Genomic DNA, 21101 nt, shown 5'->3' on the forward strand with positions numbered 1-21101 from the left:
GCGATCAGTCAAGCAGACCCTCGTACAGGACGGTCGAGAGATACCGCTCGCCGTAGCTCGCGACGATCACGACGATGGTCTTGCCGGCGTTCTCGGGGCGCTTGGCGAGCTCGAGGGCCGCGTGGACGGTGGCGCCCGACGAGATACCGCCGAGGATGCCCTCCTCCTGGCCGAGCCGGCGCGCCGTCGCGACGGCCTGGTCGATGTTGACGTCGAGCACCTCGTCGTAGACGGTGCGGTCGAGCACGTCGGGCACGAAGTTGGCGCCGATGCCCTGGATCTTGTGGGGGCCGGGCTGGCCGCCGTTGAGGATCGGCGACTCGGCCGGCTCGACGGCGACGACCTGCACCTCGGGCTTGCGCTCCTTGAGCACCTGGCCCACGCCCGAGATCGTGCCGCCCGTGCCGACGCCGGCGACGAAGATGTCGACGCCGCCGTCGGTGTCGTCCCAGACCTCCTCGGCCGTGGTGCGACGGTGGATCTCGACGTTGGCCTGGTTCTCGAACTGGCGGGCGAGGATCGCGCCGGGGGTCGAGGCGGCGATCTCCTCGGCCTTCGCGACGGCGCCCTTCATGCCCTCGGAGCCGGGCGTGAGCACGAGCTCGGCACCGTAGGCCTTGAGCAGGGACTTGCGCTCCTTCGACATGGTCTCGGGCATCGCGAGGATGACCTTGTAGCCGCGCGCCGCACCGATCGCGGCGAGCGCGATGCCCGTGTTGCCGCTCGTGCCCTCGACGATCGTGCCGCCCGGCTGCAGCTCGCCCGACGCCTCCGCGGCATCGACGATGCCGACGCCCAGGCGGTCCTTGACGCTCGCGGACGGGTTGTAGAACTCGAGCTTCGCGAGCACCGTCGCGCCGGCGCCCTCGGTGAGCCGGTTCAGGCGGACGAGCGGCGTGCGGCCGAACGCCTGCGTGATGTTGTCGTAGATCTGAGCCATGGTCGGGCCTTTCTCGAGGGGCGGTGCGAGCGTGCCCAGCCTATTGGCGCGGCCGGGGCAGTGGGCGTGCGTTACATTCCATTGCGTGGATGCACCCGTCGAACAACCTGCCCGATCGCTGCGCGAGGTCCGCGACGAGACCGTGGCGACGCTCGCGTCGGCCGGTGTGCCCGATCCGGACGTCGACGCCGAGCTGCTCATCGGCCACGTGCTCGGGCTGAGCCGCGGCGGTGTGCAGGCGCGCCTCGTCGTGGGCGGCGTCGTCGAGGCGGGGGAGGCCTCGGCGCTGGCCGGCCTCGTGGCCCGGCGTGCTCGTCGGGAGCCGCTGCAGCACCTGACCGGTCGAGCGGCGTTCCGCTCGCTCGAGCTGTCGGTCGGCCCCGGCGTCTTCGTGCCGCGGCCCGAGACCGAGGGCGTCGCGCAGCTCGCGATCGACGCCCTGCGCGCGGCGGCCGAGCCCGAGCCGATCGGCGTCGACCTCGGGTCGGGGTCCGGCGCCATCGCGCTCGCGCTCGCCACCGAGGTCCCGCACGCGCGCGTCTGGGCGGTGGAGAAGTCGCCGGAGGCCTTCGTGTGGACGCGGCGCAACGTCGAGGAGGTGGCGGCTCCGAACCTCGAGCTCGTCTTCGGGGATCTCGCGGATGCGCTTCCCGAGCTCGACGGCCGGGTCTCGGTCGTGGCCTCCAACCCGCCCTACATCCCGCTCGGTGCGATCCCGCGCGATCCCGAGGTGCGACTGCACGACCCCGAGGCGGCGCTCTACGGCGGGCCCGACGGGCTCGATGTCGTGCGGGTGCTCTCGCAGCGCGCGCTCGCGCTGCTGCGGCCGGGCGGGGTGCTCGTGATCGAGCACGGCGAGGCGCAGTCGGCCGACATCGCGGCGCTGCTCGCCGCCGACGGCTGGAGCGCGATCTCGCACCATCGCGACCTCACCGGGCGCGACCGGGCGACGACCGCGTTGCGCTGACTCCCGGCGGTCGAGGAGCGAGCGACGAAGGAGCACGCGCATCGAGACCGCTCGGCCGGGTCTCGACACGATCCGTCGTCGCCATTCGACCACGGGGGCCCTACTCGACCGATCGAAGCTTCTTCTCGCGCTCGAGCGCGTGCTTGATCGCCTCGCGCTCGCGCTTCTGCGCCTCTCGGAGTGCCTTCTGCGCTTCGCGCAGCGCCTTCTCGGCCTCGCGGCGGGCCCTCGCGGCATCGCGGACGCGCTGGTCGCGAGGGGCCTCGAGCTGCGGCGGCAGCTCGGGCAGCGGCTCGGGCTCCGCGGGCGGGGTCGCCCCGCCGTGACGGTCGACGTGGTGCTCGATGCCGTCGAGGATGCGGAGGAGGCCGAATGAGAAGTCGTCGTCGGTCTCGCCGGGGTGGGTGCCGGGCTCGGCGACGTAGGCGCCGGCGGCCAGGAGCGGGCTCAGGTAGGGGAACCGCTCGGGCGTCACGAGTTCCGAGAGCGCGGCGAAGGCGCTCTCGCCGGTGACGTCGCCCGGATCGGCGGCCGCCGCGGCCGCGACGCGGAGATCGCGATCCTGCGCGCTCGTCGCGCGGGCGTAGCTCGTGAGCAGGAGCAGGGCCGACATCTTCTCGCCGTCGCTCAGCGGGAGGTCGCGGACCTCGCGGAGGAACCAGTCGACGATGAGCAGGCTGTTCGGCGTGATCGGCGCGCCCGAGATCGGGATGTCGACGAGCCACGGGTGCTCGCGGTAGGCGGCTCGCATCGCGAGCACCCACGCGGTCACGCCCTCGCGCCAGCCGCGTTCGACGGATTCGTCGGGGACGGGCGGCTCGACGGCGCCCTCCTGCATGAGCAGGATCAGGTCGTCCTTGCTCGTGACGTATCGGTAGAGCGACATGGTCGTGAACCCGAGCGATGCGGCGACGCGGCTCATGGAGACCGCGCCGATGCCCTCGGCGTCGGCGATCTCGATCGCGGCGTCGACGATGCGCTCGATCGAGAGCTCGCGCTTCGGGCCGCGCTGCGGGTGGGCGGCCACGCCCCAGGCCAGGGCGACGCCGCGGGGGAGTTCGGGGTCGGCTCGCTCGTCGCTCATTCGGCTCCAGTCGGTGATGGGTTGACCTCAGTCTAGAACTGTGTATTACTTAAACAACAGTGCATGACATAAACAGTTTGCGCCATACGCAACAGCCGAGGCGCGAAACCGACGACAGGGAGCACGACATGGAACTCGCCATCGATGCGAGGGGCCTCCGCAAGGCGTTCGGCCGAACGGAGGTGCTCGCCGGCCTCGATCTCGCGGTGCCCGCCGGCAGCGTCTTCGCGCTGCTCGGGCCGAACGGCGCCGGAAAGACCACGACGATCAACATCCTCACGACGCTCGTCCGACCCGACTCGGGCACGGCCTCGGTGGCCGGCCGCGACCTCGCACGCGAGCCGGGAGCGGTGCAGGAGCGCATCGCGCTCACCGGTCAGGCCGCGGCCGTCGACGAGGCGCTCACCGCCCGCGAGAACCTCGTGATGATGGCGCGGCTCTCGGGCCTCTCGCGGCGCGACGCGCGGACGCGCGCCGCCGAGCTCATCGCGCGCTTCGACCTCGAGTCGGACGCCGACCGCAGGGTCGGCACGTACTCGGGCGGCATGCGACGCCGGCTCGACCTCGCGCTGAGCCTCGTCGTGCGGGTGCCGGTGCTCTTCCTCGACGAGCCGACGACCGGGCTCGACACCCGCAGCCGCCAGGAGCTCTGGGGCGTCATCCGATCGCTCGCCGACGCCGGCACGACGATCTTCCTCACCACTCAGTACCTCGAGGAGGCCGACCGGCTCGCCGACCGCATCGCCGTGCTCGACGGTGGACGCATCGCCGCGGAGGGCACGGCCGACGAGCTCAAGGCCCGCGTCGGCGGTGACGTGGTCGAGCTGCGCGACGCCGAGGGGGTGCTGCTCCGCGAGCTGCCCACCGACGGCAGCGTGCACGGGCTGCGCGCCGCGATCGACGAACTCGACCGCACCGCCGCGGGCGCCGACGGCGTCCAGGTGACGATCCGCCGGCCCAGCCTCGACGACGTGTTCCTCGCCATCACGGCCGGCGATCGTGCCGCGGCGCCGGTCGACGGCGAGGCATCCGCCCCCGAGCTCATCGCCACGAACTGAACGGAACCCGACATGACCACCATCACCGCACCCCGCGCCACGGCCCGCGACACCGCCGTTCGCCCGCGCCTCCGCGGCTTCGCCGCCGAGCGGGTGTTCATCACCCGCAGCTTCATCCACACGATCCGCGACGTCGACACCATGATGATGGCCGTCCTGCTGCCGACGATGCTCATGCTGATGTTCACCTACATCTTCGGCAACGCGATCGACCCGTCCGGCGGGTACGTCGACTACGTCGTTCCGGGCATCATCCTGCTCTGCGCCGGCTTCGGCGCATCGACGACCGCGATCTCGGTCTCCCGCGACATGACGACCGGCATCATCGACCGTTTCCGCACCATGCCGTTGCGCAGCGGCGCCGTGCTGACCGGGCACGTCGCCGTCAGCCTCGTGCGGAACCTCATCGCGACCGCGATCGTGATCGTCGTCGCCCTGCTCGTCGGGTTCCGGCCGTCGGCGACGCCGCTCGAGTGGCTCGCCGCCCTCGGCATGGTCGCGCTCTACATCCTCACGATCACGTACCTGTTCGCCGCGATCGGCCTGGCCGCGCCGTCGCCCGAGGCCGCGAGCGGCTACGGCTTCATCCTGCTGTTCCTGCCGTACGTGTCGAGCGCGTTCGTCCCGGTCGACACGATGCCCGAATGGCTGCAGTGGGTCGCCGAGAACCAACCCATCACGCCCGTCATCGAGACGATCCGCGCGCTCCTCATGGGCACGCCGCTCGACGACTCCGCGTGGTGGGCCGTCGGATGGTGCGCGGTCATCATCGCGATCGCCGCGACGTGGGGCGCCTGGCTGTTCCGGCGCAAGTCCGGCCGCCGCTGAGCGGCCGCCTCACCGAACGGATGCCTCGGGCGCACGCCGCCCGGGGCATCCGGCCGCACCCCGCCGCTGGTCTAGAATCGGGCACGTCATGACTGCCACCTACGACTGCTCGGTCGACTCCCAGCTGCTCACCGGCATGCGACTCGCGCGGGGCGCGATCGGCCGCGGCGAACTCGTCGTGATGCCGACCGACACGGTCTACGGCGTCGCCGCCGACGCGTTCAACGCGAAGGCCGTCGCTCGCCTGCTCGAGGCCAAGGGGCGCGAGCGGACGTCGCCGCCGCCCGTCCTCATCCCGGGGCTGCCGACCCTCGACGCGCTCGCGACCGAGGTGCCGTCCGCCGTGCGCGATCTCGTCGCCGAGTTCTGGCCCGGCGGGCTCACCGTGATCCTCCGTGCGCAGCCGTCGCTCCAGTGGGACCTCGGCGAGACGCGCGGCACCGTCGCCCTGCGCATGCCCGCGAATCCCATCGCGCTCGAGCTGCTCTCCGAGACGGGGCCGCTCGCGGTCTCCTCGGCGAACCTCTCGGGCCTGCCGAGTGCGACCACCGCCGACGCCGCGGTCGAGATGCTCGGCGAGTCGGTCGCCGTCTACCTCGACGGCGGAGCGGCGGGCACCGGGTACGAAGCCATCGGCGAGCGCCCGGGCGACACGTCGTCGACGATCGTCGACGCCACCGGGCTCACCGAGTCGGGCGGCGTGCTGCGCATCGTGCGCGCCGGCGTGATCTCGCGCGAGCGCATCGCCGCGGTCGTGGGGGAGGAGCTGCTCGCGCCCGAGGCGCCCGCGGCGTCCGAGGCGTCCGAGGCGCCCGCGTCGGCGGACGAGGCGCCCGCGTCGGCGGACGAGGCGCCCGCGCTCGCGGACGAGGCGCCGGCGACCGGGGCACCCGAGGCCGAGGCATCCGCGGTCGAAGGCGACCCCGCCGCCTCATGACCCTCTTCCTCGCCCTCGCGCTGCTCACCGCGCTCGTCACCCTCGGGGGCTCGATCCTCGTCTGGAAGCTGAGCCTCAAGTACCGCCTCTACCCGAAGATCCGCGAGCGCGACGTGCACACCCGGCCGACCCCCCGGCTGGGCGGCATCGCCATGTTCGTCGGCGTGCTCGTCGCGATCGGCGCCGCGGCGTTCATCTCCTCGCTCGGCATCGCGCGGTTCGCGAACGTCGCGATCATCTTCCAGAACCCCGCGCAGATGCTCGCCATCCTCGGGGCGGCCCTGCTCATCGTGCTCATCGGCGTAGCCGACGACATCTGGGACCTCGACTGGACGACGAAGCTCGCCGGCCAGTTCATCGCCGCCGGCCTCATCGCGTGGCAGGGCGTGTCCATCGTGTCTCTGCCGATCGCCGGCATCACCCTCATCCCGTCGTGGCTGAGCGCGACGCTCACCGTGTTCGTGATCGTGCTCGTGATGAACGCGGTCAACTTCATCGACGGGCTCGACGGGCTCGTCGCCGGCGTCTCGCTCATCGCGAACGGCGTCTTCTTCCTCTACACCTACCTGCTCGTGCAGCAGACGTCGCCCCTCAACTACTTCAACCTGGCGTCGCTGCTGGCCGTGGTCGTCGTGGGGGCGTGCGCCGGGTTCCTGCCGCTGAACTGGCATCCCGCGAAGCTCTTCATGGGCGATGCCGGCGCGCTCCTCATCGGCCTGCTCATGGCGACGTCGGCGATCGCGGTGACCGGGCAGATCAATCCGCGCGGCGTCGGCTTCAGCGAGCTGTTCGCCGCCTTCATGCCGATCATCCTGCCGTTCGTGGTGCTCATCATCCCGCTGCTCGACTTCGGCATGGCCGTGATGCGACGCCTGCGGGCGGGCAAGTCGCCGTTCGCGGCCGACCGGAAGCACCTGCACCACCGCCTGCTCGACATGGGGCACTCCCACCTCAACGCCGTGCTCATCCTCTACGGGTGGACGGCGGTCGCCTCGGTCGGCTGCCTCCTCACGTACGTGCTGCCCGTGTACTTCCACCTCAGCACCTGGTGGGCGTTCGTGTTCCTCGGCGTCGGCTTCCTCGTGTGCACGATCATCACGCTCGCGCCGCTCGGCCGCCGCAAGCGACTGACGGTGGCCGCGGAGGAGCGCCCGCCGGCCCCGTCGCAGCCGGAGCCCGCGGGCGAGACGGGCGCCGTCGACGAACTCGCAGCCTCGCCCTCGGTAGAATCGGGCGACCACTCGGCCGGAGCATGATGACCGACCCACGCCCCGAACCGGCCGACCGAACCCCCGTCCCGGGGACTGGAGCATGATGACCGACGCGCGCCCCGAACCGGCCGATCGAACCCCCACCTCGAACCCCGTGCTGAAGCGCGCCCTCGCGTGGGGCGGGCTGCTCGCGGCCGTGATCCTCGTCGTGAGCGCGGTGCTCGGTCTCGTGTTCGCGGGGGTGCCCGGCCTGTGGGGCGCCCTCATCGGCACGGTCATGGCCGTGGTGTTCATGGGCATCACCGCGGCGAGCATCCTGCTCGCCAACCGCTTCGCCGGCAGCGACCTGTTCGTGGGTGCCTTCTTCGGCATCGTGCTCGGCGGCTGGCTGCTGAAGTTCATCGTCTTCATCGTGCTCGTGGTGGTGCTGCGGGATGCCTCGTGGCTCGACACGACCGTGCTGTTCCTCAGCCTCGTGGCCGGCGTCCTGGCCTCGCTCGTGGTCGACGTGCTCGTCGTCGCACGCTCGCGACTGCCCTATGCGAGCGACGTCGAACTGCCCGAGGCGCCCGAGGACGAATGAGCTTCGATCTCGAATTCGTCTGCTCGTAGAAGTCTTGCTAGAGTATTCCCGATCCCCCACGGTTTTCGCCGGGTTCAGGCCTGTGTGAAATCCGTTTCCGATGTTCGTCGTCGCGAGAGCCCTGCTCCACGCCCCGAAACAGGAGATAGCGCTGCTAGCACACGCTCTGAACCTGCTGGTTCCGACTGCCACCGAAGACGGTGAGTTCCACGGTCCGTCGATCGAGGAGTTCTTCCCCGGTCCGCTCCTGTTCGAGGGCGAGCTCTTCGAGATCAACCGCATCATCCTGGTTCGCTGGGTCGCGGTCATCGCTCTCGTCCTCGTCTTCTGGCTCGGCACCCGCCGCATGAAGGTCGTCCCGGGCCGATTCCAGAGCCTCGTCGAGATGGGTCTCGACCTGGTGCGCGTGAACATCGCCGACGACCTGCTCGGCAAGAAGGACGGCAAGCGATTCCTGCCGATCCTCACGACGATGTTCTTCCTGATCCTGTTCATGAACCTGACGGGCGTCATCCCGGGGCTCAACATCGCGGGCACCTCCGTCATCGGCGTGCCGCTCGTGCTCGCGATCGTGGCGTACATCACGTTCATCTACGCGGGCGTCAAGAAGAGCCCCAAGAACTTCTTCAAGAACTCGCTCTTCCCGGCGGGTGTGCCGTGGCCGGTGTACATCATCGTCACGCCGATCGAGTTCATCTCGACCTTCATCATCCGCCCGATCACGCTGACGCTCCGACTCATGATGAACATGATCGTCGGCCACCTGCTGCTCGTGCTCTTCTTCGCGGCCACGCAGTTCTTCGTCTTCCAGCTCAGCGGCTGGTGGACCCTCCTCGGCGCCGGCACCCTGGCCTTCGGACTCGCGTTCACGCTGTTCGAGGTCCTCGTCGCCGTACTGCAGGCCTACGTCTTCGCACTTCTCACCGCGGTCTACATCCAGCTCGCGGTCGCAGAAGAGCACTGAGCCGGGCACCCGCCCGAAACATCCCTAGGAAAGGAAACCCAACGTGGACGCAACCACCGTTCTCGCTGCACTCGACGGCAACATCGCGACGGTCGGCTACGGCCTCGCGGCGATCGGCCCGGCCATCGGCGTCGGCATCGTCGTCGGCAAGACGATCGAGGGCGTCGCTCGCCAGCCCGAGCTCGCCGGCCGCCTGCAGGTCCTGATGTGGATCGGTATCGCCTTCACCGAGGCGCTCGCCTTCATCGGTATCGCGACCTACTTCATCTTCGTCTGATCCAACCGCCGCAACTGAGGAGGCCAAAGTGCTTCATGCAGTACTGAGCGCTGCAACCGAGGGTGGCGAGACGCACAGCCCCGTCATCCCGGAGCTGTACGACATCCTCTGGTCGACGGTCTGCTTCGTCATCATCCTCTTCTTCTTCTGGAAGTACGTGCTCCCGCGCGTCCAGAAGCTGCTCGACGAGCGTGCCGAGGCGATCGAAGGCAACATCGCGAAGGCCGACGAGGCGCAGCGCAAGGCGGAGGCGGCACTCGAGGAGTACACCGCCCAGCTCGCCGACGCGCGCACCGAGGCGGGCCGCATCCGCGAGACCGCCCGCGAGGACGGCAAGAAGATCGTCGCCGAGGCGAAGGACACCGCCGTCGCCGAGGCCGCTCGCGTCACCGCGAGCGCGCAGGCGCAGATCGAGGCGGAGCGCCAGTCGGCCCTCGTCTCGCTCCGCTCCGAGGTGGGCACGCTGGCCATCGACCTCGCGTCGGGCGTCATCGGCGAGTCGCTCACCGACGACGCCAAGGCGACCGCGGTCGTCGACCGCTTCCTCGCCGACCTGGAGGCCTCCGAGGCCGCCGCCGGAGGGAAGAAGTAATCCATGGGTAGCGCTACGAGAGAGGCCCTGGCCGGGTCGCGAGCTGCGCTCGCGGAACTCGGCCGGGCCGAACTTCCGGTCGCCGAGGGGCTCCTCGCCGCCGGCCGCGTGATCGGGGCGTCGTCGCAGCTGCGCACGGCGCTGACCGACGCCGAAGCCGACGTCGCCCAGAAGCGCGCGCTCGTCGAGCGCGTGTTCGGGTCGCAGCTGCCCGCTGCCACGGTGTCGCTCCTCGTGACCGCGGCGTCGAGCCGCTGGTCGTCGGGCGACGACTTCCTCGCGGGCGTCGAAGACCTCGGCTACCGCGTCGCGGCCGACTCGGCAGCGGAGGGCGTCGACATCGACGCCGAGCTCTTCGCTTTCGACCGCGCGGTCGCGTCCGACTCCGAGCTCGAGCTCGCGCTCGGCTCGAAGCTGAGCGCCCCCGAGGCGAAGACGCGACTCGTCGATCGACTGCTCGACGGCAAGGCCGCACCGCAGACCGTCGCGATCGTCCGGCACCTCGTGCAGCAGCCCCGCGGCCGCCGCATCGGCGAGGCGCTCCGGCACGCGGCATCCGTCGTCGCCGACCAGCGCGGCTTCGACGTCGCGACCGTGACGACCGCCGTTCCGCTCTCGGCCGACCAGCTCGGCCGGCTCGAGCAGGGTCTCGCGGCGCAGGCCGGGCGCCCCATCCGATTCGACACGATCGTCGATCCCGCCCTCATCGGCGGGGTCCGCATCCAGATCGGCGACGACGTCATCGACGGCAGCGTCGCCAGCCGCCTCGGCTCGCTGAGGCAGAAGCTTGCCGGCTGACGCCGGTTGAAACCACGACCGGCGTGCAGCGCCGCCACACAGAGAAGCTGAAACCGGTGCCCCGAAGGCCCGGCCCAGAAAAGGAAATGGCAATGGCAGAACTCTCCATCAGCCCCGACGAGATCCGTTCGGCTCTCTCGGAGTTCGTCTCGTCGTACGAGCCGGGCCAGGCGCAGAAGACCGAGGTCGGATACGTCACCGACGCGGCCGACGGCATCGCGCACGTGGGCGGACTGCCCTCGGTCATGGCGAACGAGCTCGTCCGCTTCGCCGACGGCACGCTCGGCCTCGCGCTCAACCTCGAGGAAGACGAGATCGGCGTCGTCGTGCTCGGCGAGTTCACCGGCATCGAAGAGGGCATGGAGGTGACCCGCACCGGCGAGGTCCTCTCGGTGCCCGTCGGCGAGGGGTACCTCGGCCGCGTCGTCGACCCGCTCGGCAACCCGATCGACGGCCTCGGCGAGATCACCGGCATCGAGGGCCGCCGCGCCCTCGAGCTCCAGGCTCCCGGCGTCATGCAGCGCAAGAGCGTGCACGAGCCGCTCCAGACCGGCATCAAGGCCATCGACGCGATGATCCCGGTCGGCCGCGGCCAGCGCCAGCTCATCATCGGCGACCGCCAGACCGGTAAGACCGCCATCGCGATCGACACGATCATCAACCAGAAGGCGAACTGGGAGTCGGGCGACCCGAACAAGCAGGTTCGCTGCATCTACGTCGCGATCGGCCAGAAGGGCTCGACCATCGCCTCGGTGAAGGGCGCGCTCGAAGACGCCGGTGCGATGGAGTACACCACCATCGTCGCGGCGCCGGCCTCCGACCCCGCCGGCTTCAAGTACCTCGCCCCGTACACCGGCTCGGCCATCGGCCAGCACTGGATGTACGACTCGAAGCACGTCCTCATCATCTTCGACGACCTGTCGAAGCAGGCCGAGGCCTACCGCGCCGTTTCGCTCCTCCTCCGCCGCCCGCCGGGCCGCGAGGCCTACCCGGGTGACGTCTTCTACCTGCACTCGCGTCTCCTCGAGCGTTGCGCCAAGCTCTCCGACGAGCTCGGTGCCGGCTCGATGACCGGTCTTCCGATCATCGAGACCAAGGCCAACGACGTCTCGGCGTACATCCCGACCAACGTGATCTCGATCACCGACGGCCAGATCTTCCTCCAGTCCGACCTCTTCAACGCGAACCAGCGTCCGGCCGTCGACGTCGGCATCTCGGTCTCGCGAGTCGGCGGTGACGCGCAGGTCAAGTCGATCAAGTCGGTCTCGGGCACGCTGAAGCTCGAGCTCGCCCAGTACCGCTCGCTCGAGGCCTTCGCGATGTTCGCGTCCGACCTCGACGCCGCGAGCCGTCGTCAGCTCGCCCGTGGTGCGCGCCTGACCGAGCTGCTCAAGCAGCCGCAGTACTCGCCGTACCCCGTCGAAGACCAGGTCGTCTCGATCTGGGCCGGCACGAAGGGCCACCTCGACGAGGTCCCGGTCGAGGACATCCTCCGCTTCGAGGCCGAACTGCTCGACTACCTGCGCCGCAACACCGACGTGCTCGACGTGCTGCGCGAGACGAACAAGCTCGACGACGAGACCGTCGCGAAGCTCGAGTCGTCGGTCGCGACCTTCAAGGGCGAGTTCCAGACCGGTGAGGGCAAGCCGCTCGCCTCGGTCGGCTCGGAGCAGTTCGAGGCCATCGCCGCCGAAGACGTCAACCAGGAGAAGATCGTCAAGGCCCGTCGCTGAGGCGACCTGACGAGCTGAACCGCTGACGTAGGGATACAGGAGAGACATGGGAGCGCAACTTCGGGTCTATCGGCAGAAGATCAAGTCTGCCCAGACGACGAAGAAGATCACCAAGGCGATGGAGCTCATCGCCGCCTCGCGCATCCAGAAGGCGCAGGCGAGGGTGGCGGCTTCGACGCCGTACTCGCGGGCGATCACCCGTGCCGTCTCGGCCGTGGCGACGTATTCGAACGTCGACCACGTGCTGACGACCGAGCCCGAGAAGATCGAGCGTGCGGCGATCGTGATCCTCACGAGCGACCGCGGCCTCGCCGGTGCGTTCAACTCGCAGGTCCTGCGCGAAGCGGAGGAGCTCGCCGAGCTCCTCCGCTCGCAGGGCAAGGAGGTCGTGTACTTCCTCGTCGGGCGCAAGGCGGTCGGGTACTTCCAGTTCCGCCACCGCGAGTTCGAGCAGGACTGGGTCGGCTCGAGCGAGAACCCCGAGTTCGAGCTCGCCAAGGAGATCGCCGATGCGGTGCTCGAGTCGTTCCTCCGGGACGCCTCCGACGGCGGGGTCGACGAGATCCACGTCGTCTACAACACCTTCGTCAGCATGATGACGCAGACCCCCACGGTCGTGCGCCTCCTGCCGCTCGAGGTCGTCGAAGGCGTCGATGAGCCCGACTCCACGGTGCAGCCCCTGTACGAGTTCGAGCCCGACGTCGAGACCGTGCTCGACGGCCTGCTGCCGGTGTACATCGAGAGCCGCATCTTCAACGCGCTCCTGCAGTCGGCCGCGGCCAAGCACGCGGCGACGCAGAAGGCGATGAAGTCGGCGTCGGACAACGCCGACAAGCTCATCACCGACTACACCCGCCTGGCGAACAATGCGCGCCAGGCCGAGATCACGCAGCAGATCTCCGAGATCGTGGGCGGCGCGGACGCGCTCGTCGCCGCCAAGTAGCAATCCAGAAAGAGTGAGCAGAATGACTGACACCATCGACATGGTCGCCGACCAGGCCGTCGCCGTCGGCCGCATCGCCCGAGTGACCGGCCCCGTCGTCGACATCGAGTTCCCGCACGACTCGATCCCCGACATCTACAACGCCCTCCAGACCGAGGTCACCATCGGCGGTGAGACCTCGACGCTGACGCTCGAGGTCGCCCAGCACCTCGGCGACGACGTCGTGCGCGCGATCGCCCTCAAGCCGACCGACGGCCTCGTCCGCGGCCAGGAGGTTCGCGACACCGGCGCGCCCATCTCGGTGCCCGTCGGCGACGTGACCAAGGGCAAGGTCTTCAACGTGATCGGCGACGTGCTGAACCTCGAGCCCGGTGAGACGATCGAGGTCACCGAGCGCTGGCCGATCCACCGCAAGCCCCCGGCCTTCGACCAGCTCGAGTCGAAGACGCAGCTCTTCGAGACCGGCATCAAGTCGATCGACCTGCTCACCCCGTACGTGCAGGGTGGCAAGATCGGCCTCTTCGGTGGTGCGGGCGTCGGCAAGACCGTCCTCATCCAGGAGATGATCCAGCGCGTCGCCCAGGACCACGGCGGTGTGTCGGTGTTCGCCGGCGTCGGTGAGCGCACCCGTGAGGGCAACGACCTCATCCACGAGATGGAGGAGGCGGGCGTCTTCGACAAGACCGCCCTCGTCTTCGGCCAGATGGACGAGCCGCCGGGGACCCGTCTCCGCGTCGCGCTCTCGGCCCTCACCATGGCCGAGTACTTCCGCGACGTGCAGAAGCAGGACGTGCTCCTCTTCATCGACAACATCTTCCGCTTCACGCAGGCGGGTTCCGAGGTGTCGACGCTGCTCGGCCGCATGCCCTCCGCGGTGGGCTACCAGCCGAACCTCGCCGACGAGATGGGCATCCTCCAGGAGCGCATCACCTCGACGCGCGGTCACTCGATCACCTCGCTCCAGGCGATCTACGTGCCCGCCGACGACTACACCGACCCGGCGCCGGCCACGACCTTCGCGCACCTCGACGCCACGACCGAGCTCTCGCGCGAGATCGCCTCGAAGGGTCTGTACCCCGCGATCGACCCGCTGACCTCGACGTCGCGCATCATGGACCCGCGCTACCTGGGCGCCGACCACTACCGCGTCGCGACCACGGTCAAGCAGATCCTCCAGAAGAACAAGGAGCTCCAGGAGATCATCGCGATCCTCGGTGTCGACGAGCTCTCCGAAGAGGACAAGATCACCGTGGCCCGCGCGCGCCGCATCCAGCAGTTCCTCTCGCAGAACACCTACATGGCGAAGAAGTTCACGGGTGTCGAGGGTTCGACCGTGCCGCTCAAGGACACGATCGAGTCGTTCGACGCGATCGCCCGCGGTGACTTCGACCACGTCGCCGAGCAGGCGTTCTTCAACGTCGGCCCGATCTCCGACGTGGAAGAGAAGTGGGCGCAGATCCAGAAGGAGAACGGCTGAGCATGGCCGCCCTCAACGTGAGCGTCGTCTCGGCCGACCGCGAAGTGTGGTCGGGCGAGGCGGCCATGGTGGTCGCGAAGACCGTCGAAGGCGAGATCGGCATCCTCCCGGGGCACGAGCCGATGCTCGCGATCCTCGCGAGCGGCGAGGTGCGCGTCACCCTGCCGGGCGGTGAGAAGATCACCGCCTCCGCGGAGGACGGCTTCCTCTCCGTCCAGTCCGATCAGGTGCAGGTCGTCGCGTCCCGCGCCGACCTCGCCTGAAAGGAAGCGGATGCAGGGGGAGCAGCCGTTCGACCGTCAGTTCGGTGACCTGAGCGTCACCCAGCTCATCGTGATGGCCGGTCTGCCGGGCGCGGGCAAGTCGACGATCGCCCAGATCGTCGGCGCCCGGCTCGGCGCCACGGTCGTGTCCGTCGACCCGATCGAGTCGGCCATCTTGAAGGCGGGTATCGACGCCGACCAGCCCACGGGGCTGGCGGCCTATCTCGTCGCCGAGGAGATCGCCGAGAAGGAGCTCGCGTCGGGTCGGACGGTCATCGTCGACGCGGTGAACGCCGCCGAGGCCGCACGCCTGCAGTGGCGCGACCTCGCGGCCCGCACCGACGCCCGCCTCCGCGTGATCGAGGTCGTCTGCTCCGACGAAGAGCTGCACAAGGCGCGGCTCGAGAAGCGGGAGCGAGGGCTGCCGCATCTCGAGGAGACCACGTGGCGCGCCGTCGAGCAGAGCCTCGAGGGCTACGCCGCGTGGACCGGACCGTCGTCGGCGCTGCCGCGCGTCACGATCGACAGCGTCGAGTCGCTCGGCGCCAACGTCGAGTCGGCACTCGCCTTCATCGGCTCGTAGTGCTGCTGCTCCTTCCGCCGTCCGAGACGAAGCGCGACGGCGGCTCCGGCGGGCCGCTGTCGCTCGATGCACTCTCGTTCGACGGGCTCCGGGCGCCGCGCGCGCAGCTGACCCGCGCCCTCGTCGACCTCGCGGGCGATCATGACGCGATGATGCGGGCGCTCAAGCTCGGCCCGCGCCAGGCCGCCGAGGTGGGCCGCAACCGAGCGCTCGCCACGGCGCCGACGATGCCCGCGATCGACCGCTACACCGGCGTGCTCTTCGATGCCCTCGATGCGCCGTCGCTCGACGAGGCGGCTCGCGAGTTCGCGGGGCGTTCGGTGCTCGTGCACTCCGCGCTCTTCGGCCTCGTCGGTGCGCTCGACCCGATCCCCGCCTACCGACTCTCGCACGACTCGCGGGTGCCCGGCGTTCGGCTCAAGCCGTTCTGGCGCGATCATCTCGCCGAGGTGCTCCAGCGGGAGCCCGGCCTGATCGTGGACCTCCGGTCGGAGGGGTACGCCGAACTCGGTCCCGCGCCCGCCCGTCAGGGCAGCGTGTACGTTCGGGTCGTCTCGATCGACGGCGCCGGTCGCAGGCGCGCCCTCAACCATTTCAACAAGCAGGCCAAGGGGCGCTTCACGCGGGCCGTGCTCGAGCGGCGTCCCGAGCTCGACACGCTCGAGGATCTGCTCGCCTGGGCGGACGCCGAGGGGTTCTCGATGCATCCGGGCGAGGATCTCGGCGCAACGCAGCCGCGCGAGGTCGAACTCGTCGCGTGAGACCGGCGGTCTCGCGGTGCACCGACGGCGGAGCCGGCTGGTGGTCGCTGTCCGGCACCATCGACGCCCGCCGCACGGCCTGGCCATCGGTCGCACGCCGGTGCGCGTCGGACGAGATCGACCGCCCGCTGACGTGCGCCCTCGTGACGGACCGCTGGGCCCGGTCGACGCGACCGGGCCCAGCAGCCTCTGACGGAGCGCTCGGACGAGCGTCGGCTCAGTTGCCGTAGAGCGCGACGACGCCCGCGCGGTCGGAGCTCGTCATCGACAGGTCGTCGGACGAGCCGTTGCACTGCGGGTAGTGCATGATCGACGCCGAGTCGTACGGCGTCAGCGGACGCCAGTTGTTGTCCTCGAAGCACGTGCCCGACTCGGGGCGCGTGTGCTCGTGACGGAAGCCGAGGGTGTGGCCGAGTTCGTGGCCGAGGATGTTCGTCGGCGTCCACGAGCCCGAGCTCCAGATGGAGTCGTCGATGAGCACGTTCTGCTGACGATCGGGCGAGCTCGGGAAGAACGCGCGGGCGATGTACTGCGACGTCTGCACCGGCTCGACCGAGAACACGACCGACTTGTTGCGCGTCGTGCACTGAGCGTCGGCGCTCGGCACGTACACGAAGTCGACCTTCGACGATGCGGCCTCCCAGAGACCGGCACCGCCGGCCATCGCGTTGACGACGTCGGCGTGACGCGTACCGAACTTCGTGCTGACGCAGTAGGTCAGGTTGCCGACCTGCGAGGTCGACCACTTGTCGTCGGCACCGTTGACCGTGTTGACGATGAGGCCGTCGGTCGGGGTCTCGGGGCCGATGAGCAGGTCGTAGAACGTCTGCAGGTCGCCCTGGTTCGAGACCAGCTCGTCACCGTTGACGATGTAGCCGCCGTCGACGTCGCGATAGGTCGATGCCGCGAACTCCTGGTAGGAGGGTACGTCGGATTCATCGAGCGGGGTGGCGCCGGCAGCCGGGATGACGGTGCCGACGGCGAGCGCTGCTGCCGCGGTGGCGGTGAGCGCGAGTGTTCTCGTGATTCGCATGCAGTATTCCTTACTGAATCGAGCGATCTCCGCTCGCCTGGTCGGCGAGCGGCTCCGGAGCCGAATGGGGGGCGTCGCTGCCCGTCCGTCCGAAGTGCGCTCAACGTATCCGGGCCGATTCGACGGTGTCAAGGATTTCTGCCGTGCACCCGGACGGGGGACATCACGCGTGCCTGGTGGAGGCCTCGGACCGGAAGCAACCCGCGACGTGATCGTCGACCATCCCCGCCGCCTGCATGAGGGCGTACATCGTGGTCGGTCCGACGAACGCGAACCCGCGGCGGCGGAGCTCGCGGCTCATGGCGACCGACTCCGCCGTCGTCGCAGGGACCTCGGCGAACGACGCCGGCGCCGTCGGGCGCGGCGGCGGGGCGAACCCCCAGAGCAGTTCATCGAGGGGACGGTCGAGGGCGAGGGTGGCGCGGGCGTTCGTGATCGTCGCCCGGATCTTGCCGCGGTGCCTGATGATCCGGGCGTCCTCGAGCAGGCGCTCGACGTCGGCGTCGGTCATCACCGCCACCCGCTCGGGATCGAACCCGTGGAACACCTCGCGGAACGCCTCGCGACGCCGGAGGATCGTGATCCACGACAATCCGGCTTGGAAGCCCTCCAGGCAGACCTTCTCGTAGAGCCGCACCGGGTCGTGCTGCGGTGTGCCCCACTCCTCGTCGTGGTAGCGCCGGTACTCGGGGTCGCTCGCGCCCCAGGCGCAGCGCGCGAGCTCGTCGTCACCGACGACGACGTCGGTGCGCGGGATCGCGCTCACGCGGCGAAGCCGATCTGCTCGTGCCCGAGCAGCCAGAGCTTCGTCGGGATGCCCTCGCCCGCCGAGTAGCCCGTGATCCGGCCGTCGGAGGCGAGGACGCGGTGGCAGCCGACGAGGATCGGCACCGGATTGGCGCCGACGGCCCCGCCGATCGCACGCGATGCGCCGGGGCGGCCGACGGCGGCGGCGAGCGAGCCGTAGGAGGTCGCCTCGCCCCAGCCGAGCCGGGCGAGCTCGGCCCACACGGCCTCCTGGAAGGGCGTGCCGTGCCAGCGGACGGGAATGTCGAACGCGGTGCGCGTGCCCGCGAAGTATTCGTCGAGTTCCACGCGCGCCCGCTCGAGCACGGGGTTGGTGCGTTCGGCATCGCCGTCGTGGGGGAGGGCTCCCTCGCGCTCGATCGTGAGCGCGGTCACGGCGTCGTCGTCGGCGACGACCTCGAGCCGGCCGATCGGGCTGTCGAGGCGGATGAGGTACTCGTTGGTCATGCGTTCGAGCGTAGCTGCGACCTCCGACGGTGGCTCGCGGGATTCGGACATCGCACGGGGTCAGCGCATCGGGCTCGGTGTCGAGGAGGGGTGGCCGACCCGTCCTCCACAGTCCGGCCTCATGGCGCCGGGGCCGATGCGGGGTCGCGCCGCCCGCCACGGCCGCCACGCTCGGTGCATGACCACGATCATCCGCGCCGGTTCGGCGCAAGAGTTCCTCGCCCTCGTGCCGGCGCTCGCAGGCTACCCGCCCGAGCGGTCGCTCGTGTGCGTCGCCTTCGACGGGCGCCGGGCGGTCGGCGTGCTGCGCCACGACCTGCCGAGCCTGCCGCACGGCCGCGATCCCCTCGTCGCCGCCGTCGTCGCATCGCTCTGCCGGATGCCGGACATCGACGCGATCGTGCCGGTGGTCTACAGCGACGAGGGCTTCGCGGACCACGGCGGTGCGCCCGAACGGCGCCTCGTCGACCTGCTCCGCCGTCGCGCGAGCGAAGCGGGATTCACCGTGCGCGACGCCCTCTGCCGGGCGCGCGACGGATGGGGCTCGTACCTCGACCCCGCGCTCCCGCGGGCCGGGCGACCGCTCGCGGAACTCGACGAACCCTCGATCCGCGCCGTCGTGCCCGACATCGAGCTCGCCGAAGGACCTGCGGCGTCGGCGGAGATCCCGCGGCCCGACGAGCGCCGCGTGCGGGCGATCGGGCGCGAACTCCGTCGGATCGAGCGGGCGGAGGCGGGCGACGCCGTCTTCCGCGCGCTGGGTGACGACGTCGACCCGGTCGAACTCGTCGAGCGGCTCCTCGACCCCGTCGGCGGGTCCGCCCTGCAGCACGCGTGGTTCCTGCACCTCGCGTCGCGGCCGGTGTTCCGCGACGGCATGCTCCTGCAGTTCGGCTTCGGGCCGCTCGTCGGTGCCGCAGCCCATGACGACGCTGTGGACCTGGCCGATCGCGCGGAGGCCGCCGGGGAGACGGTCGATGCACTCGTGCGGCGCGAGTTCGAGGGGGACGGGACGGGCCTGGAGACGAGCGAGCTCCTGTCGCGGCTGATGCTCGGAAGGTCGAGCCTGCGTCCCGATCGGACTCGCCTCGAGCGCGCGCTCGAGGTCGTCCGGCGGATCGTCGCCGACGCACCGCCGAGCCATCGGCCGGGGCCGCTCTGCATCGCGGCGTGGCTGTGCTGGGCGCTCGGCCGCGGGTCTGCGGCGGGGGCGCTGCTCGACGTCGCGCTCGCGGAGGATCCCGATCACTCGATGGCGCGACTTCTGGACGTGTACCTGGGCAGCGGTGCATTGCCCGACTGGGCGTTCGTACGTCGGGCGTGACCGGCTGTGCGGTGCCGCTCGGGACCACCCGGAACGACGCACCCGGCGGCGGGCTCGTCGGAGCCCGCCACCGGGTGCGAAGGGTGCGGTGAGTCGATCAGATCCGGTTGGATGCCTCGGTGAGGACGCTCCGCAGAATCTGCTCGATCTCCTGGAACTCGGGCACGCCGATGGTGAGCGGCGGCGAGAGCTGGATCACGGGGTCGCCGCGGTCGTCGGCGCGGCAGTACAGGCCGGCGTCGAACAGGGCGGTCGAGAGGAAGCCGCGCAGCAGGCGCTCCGACTCGTCCTCGTTGAAGGTCTCGCGCGTGGCCTTGTCCTTCACGAGCTCGACGGCGAAGAAGTAGCCGGCGCCGCGCACGTCGCCGACGATCGGCAGGTCGTTGAGCTTCTCGAGCTCGGCGCGGAACAGCGGCGAGTTCTCGCGCACGTGCTCGAGGAGGTTCTCCTCCTCGAAGATGTCGAGGTTCTCGAGCGCGACGGCGGCCGAGACGGGGTGACCGGCCCAGGTGTAGCCGTGGTAGAACGTCGTGTCGCCCTTCGAGAACGGCTCGTAGATGCGCTCGTTGATGATCGTGGCGCCCATCGGGGCGTAGCCCGAGGTCATGGCCTTCGCGCAGGTGATCATGTCGGGCACGTAGCCGTACTCGTCGCACGCGAACATGTGGCCGATGCGGCCGAACGCGCAGATGACCTCGTCGGAGACGAGCAGCACGTCGTACTTGTCGCAGATCTCGCGCACGCGCTGGAAGTACCCGGCGGGGGGCGGGAAGCAGCCGCCGGAGTTCTGGACGGGCTCGAGGAAGACGGCCGCGACGGTGTCGGGGTCCTCCATGAGGATCTGCTCCTCGATGCGGTTGGCGGCCCAGATGCCGAACGCCTCTTCGCTCTCGGTCGGCGCGCCCATGTCCGCGGCGCGGTAGAAGTTCGTGTTCGGCACGCGGAGTCCGCCGGGCGTGATCGGCTCGAACGGCGCCTTGATCGGCAGGCCGGTCACGGCGAGGGCGCCCTGCGGGGTGCCGTGGTAGGCGAGGGCGCGCGAGATGACCTTGTACTTGGTCGGCTTGCCCATGAGCTTCCAGTAGTTCTTCGCCAGCTTGTAGGCGGTCTCGACCGCCTCGCCGCCGCCGGTCGAGAAGAACACGTGGTTGAGGTCGCCGGGCGCGTAGTCGGCCAGGCGGTCGGCGAGCTCGATCGCCTTCGGGTGCGCGTACGACCAGATCGGGAAGAACGCGAGCTCCTCGGCCTGCTTCGCCCCGGCCTGCGCGAGGCGCTTGCGGCCGTGGCCGGCGTTCACGACGAAGAGGCCGGCGAGGCCGTCGATGTAGCTCTTGCCGTTGATGTCGAAGACGCGGTGGCCCTCGCCCTTGGTGATGATCGGCACGCCCGAGGTCTCCATCGTGGACTGCCGGGCGAAGTGCATCCAGAGATGGTCCTTCGCCTGTTGCTGCAGTGCAGCGTTGTCGTAGACCGTGTCGGTCATGATCTTCC

Annotated in this window: 23 protein-coding genes; 17 read left to right on the plus strand and 6 right to left on the minus strand. The window is 70.0% G+C overall.

Going from position 1 to position 21101, the window contains the following annotated elements:
• Positions 1-4: 4 nt before the first annotated feature.
• Positions 5-940, minus strand: coding sequence for a cysteine synthase A (gene cysK, locus AC3RJ7_RS11215; RefSeq protein WP_491455914.1), 936 nt, complete (start codon positions 938-940; stop codon positions 5-7).
• An 85-nt stretch (positions 941-1025) separates the two neighbouring features.
• Between cysK and prmC the strand changes: the two genes are divergently transcribed.
• On the plus strand, positions 1026-1907 hold the full coding sequence (prmC, locus tag AC3RJ7_RS11220; RefSeq protein WP_491455915.1) for a peptide chain release factor N(5)-glutamine methyltransferase: 882 nt from the start codon (positions 1026-1028) through the stop codon (positions 1905-1907).
• Positions 1908-2007: 100 nt separating this feature from the next.
• Here prmC and AC3RJ7_RS11225 read toward each other — a convergent pair whose 3' ends face one another.
• A complete protein-coding gene (locus AC3RJ7_RS11225) occupies positions 2008-2991 on the minus strand; it encodes a TetR/AcrR family transcriptional regulator (RefSeq protein ID WP_491455916.1) in 984 nt (327 codons plus the stop codon).
• Between the two features lie 128 nt (positions 2992-3119).
• Here AC3RJ7_RS11225 and AC3RJ7_RS11230 point away from each other — a divergent pair, with 128 nt between their 5' ends.
• From AC3RJ7_RS11230 to AC3RJ7_RS11300, 15 genes are all read left to right on the plus strand, one after another.
• Positions 3120-4049, plus strand: a complete 930-nt coding sequence (locus tag AC3RJ7_RS11230) for an ATP-binding cassette domain-containing protein (protein ID WP_491455917.1) — start codon at positions 3120-3122, stop codon at positions 4047-4049.
• Between the two features lie 12 nt (positions 4050-4061).
• Positions 4062-4877, plus strand: a complete 816-nt coding sequence (locus AC3RJ7_RS11235; RefSeq protein WP_491455918.1) for an ABC transporter permease — start codon at positions 4062-4064, stop codon at positions 4875-4877.
• An 88-nt stretch (positions 4878-4965) separates the two neighbouring features.
• Complete coding sequence (locus AC3RJ7_RS11240; RefSeq protein WP_491455919.1) at positions 4966-5814, plus strand: L-threonylcarbamoyladenylate synthase; 849 nt, start codon at positions 4966-4968, stop codon at positions 5812-5814.
• On the plus strand, positions 5811-7070 hold the full coding sequence (locus tag AC3RJ7_RS11245) for an MraY family glycosyltransferase (RefSeq protein WP_491455920.1): 1260 nt from the start codon (positions 5811-5813) through the stop codon (positions 7068-7070). The genes AC3RJ7_RS11240 and AC3RJ7_RS11245 overlap by 4 nt, the downstream gene beginning before the upstream one ends.
• Before the next feature lie 55 nt (positions 7071-7125).
• Positions 7126-7608, plus strand: a complete 483-nt coding sequence (locus tag AC3RJ7_RS11250) for a Cg1360 family ATP-synthase-associated protein (RefSeq protein WP_491455921.1) — start codon at positions 7126-7128, stop codon at positions 7606-7608.
• Positions 7609-7774: 166 nt separating this feature from the next.
• The gene (gene atpB, locus AC3RJ7_RS11255; RefSeq protein ID WP_491456166.1) at positions 7775-8572 is read left to right on the plus strand and encodes a F0F1 ATP synthase subunit A; all 798 of its coding nucleotides are present in this window, start codon (positions 7775-7777) and stop codon (positions 8570-8572) included.
• Between the two features lie 43 nt (positions 8573-8615).
• The gene (gene atpE / locus AC3RJ7_RS11260) at positions 8616-8849 is read left to right on the plus strand and encodes an ATP synthase F0 subunit C (protein ID WP_122937972.1); all 234 of its coding nucleotides are present in this window, start codon (positions 8616-8618) and stop codon (positions 8847-8849) included.
• A gap of 28 nt (positions 8850-8877) precedes the next feature.
• Entirely contained in the window at positions 8878-9441 is a 564-nt protein-coding gene (locus AC3RJ7_RS11265) for a F0F1 ATP synthase subunit B (RefSeq protein WP_491455922.1), read from the plus strand.
• A 3-nt stretch (positions 9442-9444) separates the two neighbouring features.
• Entirely contained in the window at positions 9445-10239 is a 795-nt protein-coding gene (locus tag AC3RJ7_RS11270; protein ID WP_491455923.1) for a F0F1 ATP synthase subunit delta, read from the plus strand.
• Positions 10240-10331: 92 nt separating this feature from the next.
• Positions 10332-11972, plus strand: a complete 1641-nt coding sequence (gene atpA / locus AC3RJ7_RS11275; RefSeq protein ID WP_491455924.1) for a F0F1 ATP synthase subunit alpha — start codon at positions 10332-10334, stop codon at positions 11970-11972.
• Positions 11973-12018: 46 nt separating this feature from the next.
• On the plus strand, positions 12019-12915 hold the full coding sequence (locus tag AC3RJ7_RS11280; RefSeq protein ID WP_491455925.1) for a F0F1 ATP synthase subunit gamma: 897 nt from the start codon (positions 12019-12021) through the stop codon (positions 12913-12915).
• A 22-nt stretch (positions 12916-12937) separates the two neighbouring features.
• Positions 12938-14392, plus strand: a complete 1455-nt coding sequence (atpD, locus tag AC3RJ7_RS11285; protein ID WP_491455926.1) for a F0F1 ATP synthase subunit beta — start codon at positions 12938-12940, stop codon at positions 14390-14392.
• Positions 14393-14394: 2 nt separating this feature from the next.
• Positions 14395-14655 (plus strand): F0F1 ATP synthase subunit epsilon, encoded by a 261-nt coding sequence (locus tag AC3RJ7_RS11290; RefSeq protein WP_491428042.1) that lies wholly within the window; start codon positions 14395-14397, stop codon positions 14653-14655.
• Positions 14656-14665: 10 nt separating this feature from the next.
• Positions 14666-15238 (plus strand): P-loop nucleotide/nucleoside kinase family protein, encoded by a 573-nt coding sequence (locus AC3RJ7_RS11295; RefSeq protein ID WP_491455927.1) that lies wholly within the window; start codon positions 14666-14668, stop codon positions 15236-15238.
• Positions 15238-15999 (plus strand): YaaA family protein, encoded by a 762-nt coding sequence (locus AC3RJ7_RS11300; RefSeq protein ID WP_491455928.1) that lies wholly within the window; start codon positions 15238-15240, stop codon positions 15997-15999. The genes AC3RJ7_RS11295 and AC3RJ7_RS11300 overlap by 1 nt, the downstream gene beginning before the upstream one ends.
• Positions 16000-16216: 217 nt before the next feature.
• On the opposite strand, the gene AC3RJ7_RS11305 is transcribed toward AC3RJ7_RS11300, so the two are convergent.
• From AC3RJ7_RS11305 to AC3RJ7_RS11315, 3 genes are all read right to left on the minus strand, one after another.
• On the minus strand, positions 16217-17032 hold the full coding sequence (locus AC3RJ7_RS11305) for a M57 family metalloprotease (RefSeq protein ID WP_491455929.1): 816 nt from the start codon (positions 17030-17032) through the stop codon (positions 16217-16219).
• A 163-nt stretch (positions 17033-17195) separates the two neighbouring features.
• Positions 17196-17789 (minus strand): DNA-3-methyladenine glycosylase I, encoded by a 594-nt coding sequence (locus AC3RJ7_RS11310; protein ID WP_491456167.1) that lies wholly within the window; start codon positions 17787-17789, stop codon positions 17196-17198.
• 5 nt (positions 17790-17794) lie between these two features.
• Entirely contained in the window at positions 17795-18286 is a 492-nt protein-coding gene (locus tag AC3RJ7_RS11315; protein ID WP_491455930.1) for a methylated-DNA--[protein]-cysteine S-methyltransferase, read from the minus strand.
• A gap of 178 nt (positions 18287-18464) precedes the next feature.
• On the opposite strand from AC3RJ7_RS11315, the gene AC3RJ7_RS11320 reads away from it, so the two are divergent.
• The gene (locus tag AC3RJ7_RS11320) at positions 18465-19610 is read left to right on the plus strand and encodes a DUF4192 family protein (protein WP_491455931.1); all 1146 of its coding nucleotides are present in this window, start codon (positions 18465-18467) and stop codon (positions 19608-19610) included.
• A 97-nt stretch (positions 19611-19707) separates the two neighbouring features.
• Here the strand turns inward: AC3RJ7_RS11320 and AC3RJ7_RS11325 are convergent, their stop codons facing one another.
• Positions 19708-21093, minus strand: a complete 1386-nt coding sequence (locus AC3RJ7_RS11325; protein WP_491455932.1) for an aspartate aminotransferase family protein — start codon at positions 21091-21093, stop codon at positions 19708-19710.
• Positions 21094-21101: the final 8 nt, after the last annotated feature.

The sequence above is a fragment of the Agromyces solani genome, from assembly GCF_058349925.1.

Coding starts and splice junctions, on each gene's coding strand:
- AC3RJ7_RS11320 (WP_491455931.1), top strand. CDS start 18,465: ATGACCACGATCATCCGCGCCGGTTCGGCGCAAGAGTTCCTCGCCCTC.
- AC3RJ7_RS11325 (WP_491455932.1), bottom strand. CDS start 21,093: ATGACCGACACGGTCTACGACAACGCTGCACTGCAGCAACAGGCGAAG.
- AC3RJ7_RS11295 (WP_491455927.1), top strand. CDS start 14,666: ATGCAGGGGGAGCAGCCGTTCGACCGTCAGTTCGGTGACCTGAGCGTC.
- atpA (WP_491455924.1), top strand. CDS start 10,332: ATGGCAGAACTCTCCATCAGCCCCGACGAGATCCGTTCGGCTCTCTCG.
- AC3RJ7_RS11240 (WP_491455919.1), top strand. CDS start 4,966: ATGACTGCCACCTACGACTGCTCGGTCGACTCCCAGCTGCTCACCGGC.
- AC3RJ7_RS11225 (WP_491455916.1), bottom strand. CDS start 2,991: ATGAGCGACGAGCGAGCCGACCCCGAACTCCCCCGCGGCGTCGCCCTG.
- atpD (WP_491455926.1), top strand. CDS start 12,938: ATGACTGACACCATCGACATGGTCGCCGACCAGGCCGTCGCCGTCGGC.
- AC3RJ7_RS11290 (WP_491428042.1), top strand. CDS start 14,395: ATGGCCGCCCTCAACGTGAGCGTCGTCTCGGCCGACCGCGAAGTGTGG.
- AC3RJ7_RS11230 (WP_491455917.1), top strand. CDS start 3,120: ATGGAACTCGCCATCGATGCGAGGGGCCTCCGCAAGGCGTTCGGCCGA.
- cysK (WP_491455914.1), bottom strand. CDS start 940: ATGGCTCAGATCTACGACAACATCACGCAGGCGTTCGGCCGCACGCCG.
- AC3RJ7_RS11245 (WP_491455920.1), top strand. CDS start 5,811: ATGACCCTCTTCCTCGCCCTCGCGCTGCTCACCGCGCTCGTCACCCTC.
- AC3RJ7_RS11235 (WP_491455918.1), top strand. CDS start 4,062: ATGACCACCATCACCGCACCCCGCGCCACGGCCCGCGACACCGCCGTT.
- AC3RJ7_RS11315 (WP_491455930.1), bottom strand. CDS start 18,286: ATGACCAACGAGTACCTCATCCGCCTCGACAGCCCGATCGGCCGGCTC.
- AC3RJ7_RS11305 (WP_491455929.1), bottom strand. CDS start 17,032: ATGCGAATCACGAGAACACTCGCGCTCACCGCCACCGCGGCAGCAGCG.
- AC3RJ7_RS11280 (WP_491455925.1), top strand. CDS start 12,019: ATGGGAGCGCAACTTCGGGTCTATCGGCAGAAGATCAAGTCTGCCCAG.
- AC3RJ7_RS11250 (WP_491455921.1), top strand. CDS start 7,126: ATGATGACCGACGCGCGCCCCGAACCGGCCGATCGAACCCCCACCTCG.
- AC3RJ7_RS11270 (WP_491455923.1), top strand. CDS start 9,445: ATGGGTAGCGCTACGAGAGAGGCCCTGGCCGGGTCGCGAGCTGCGCTC.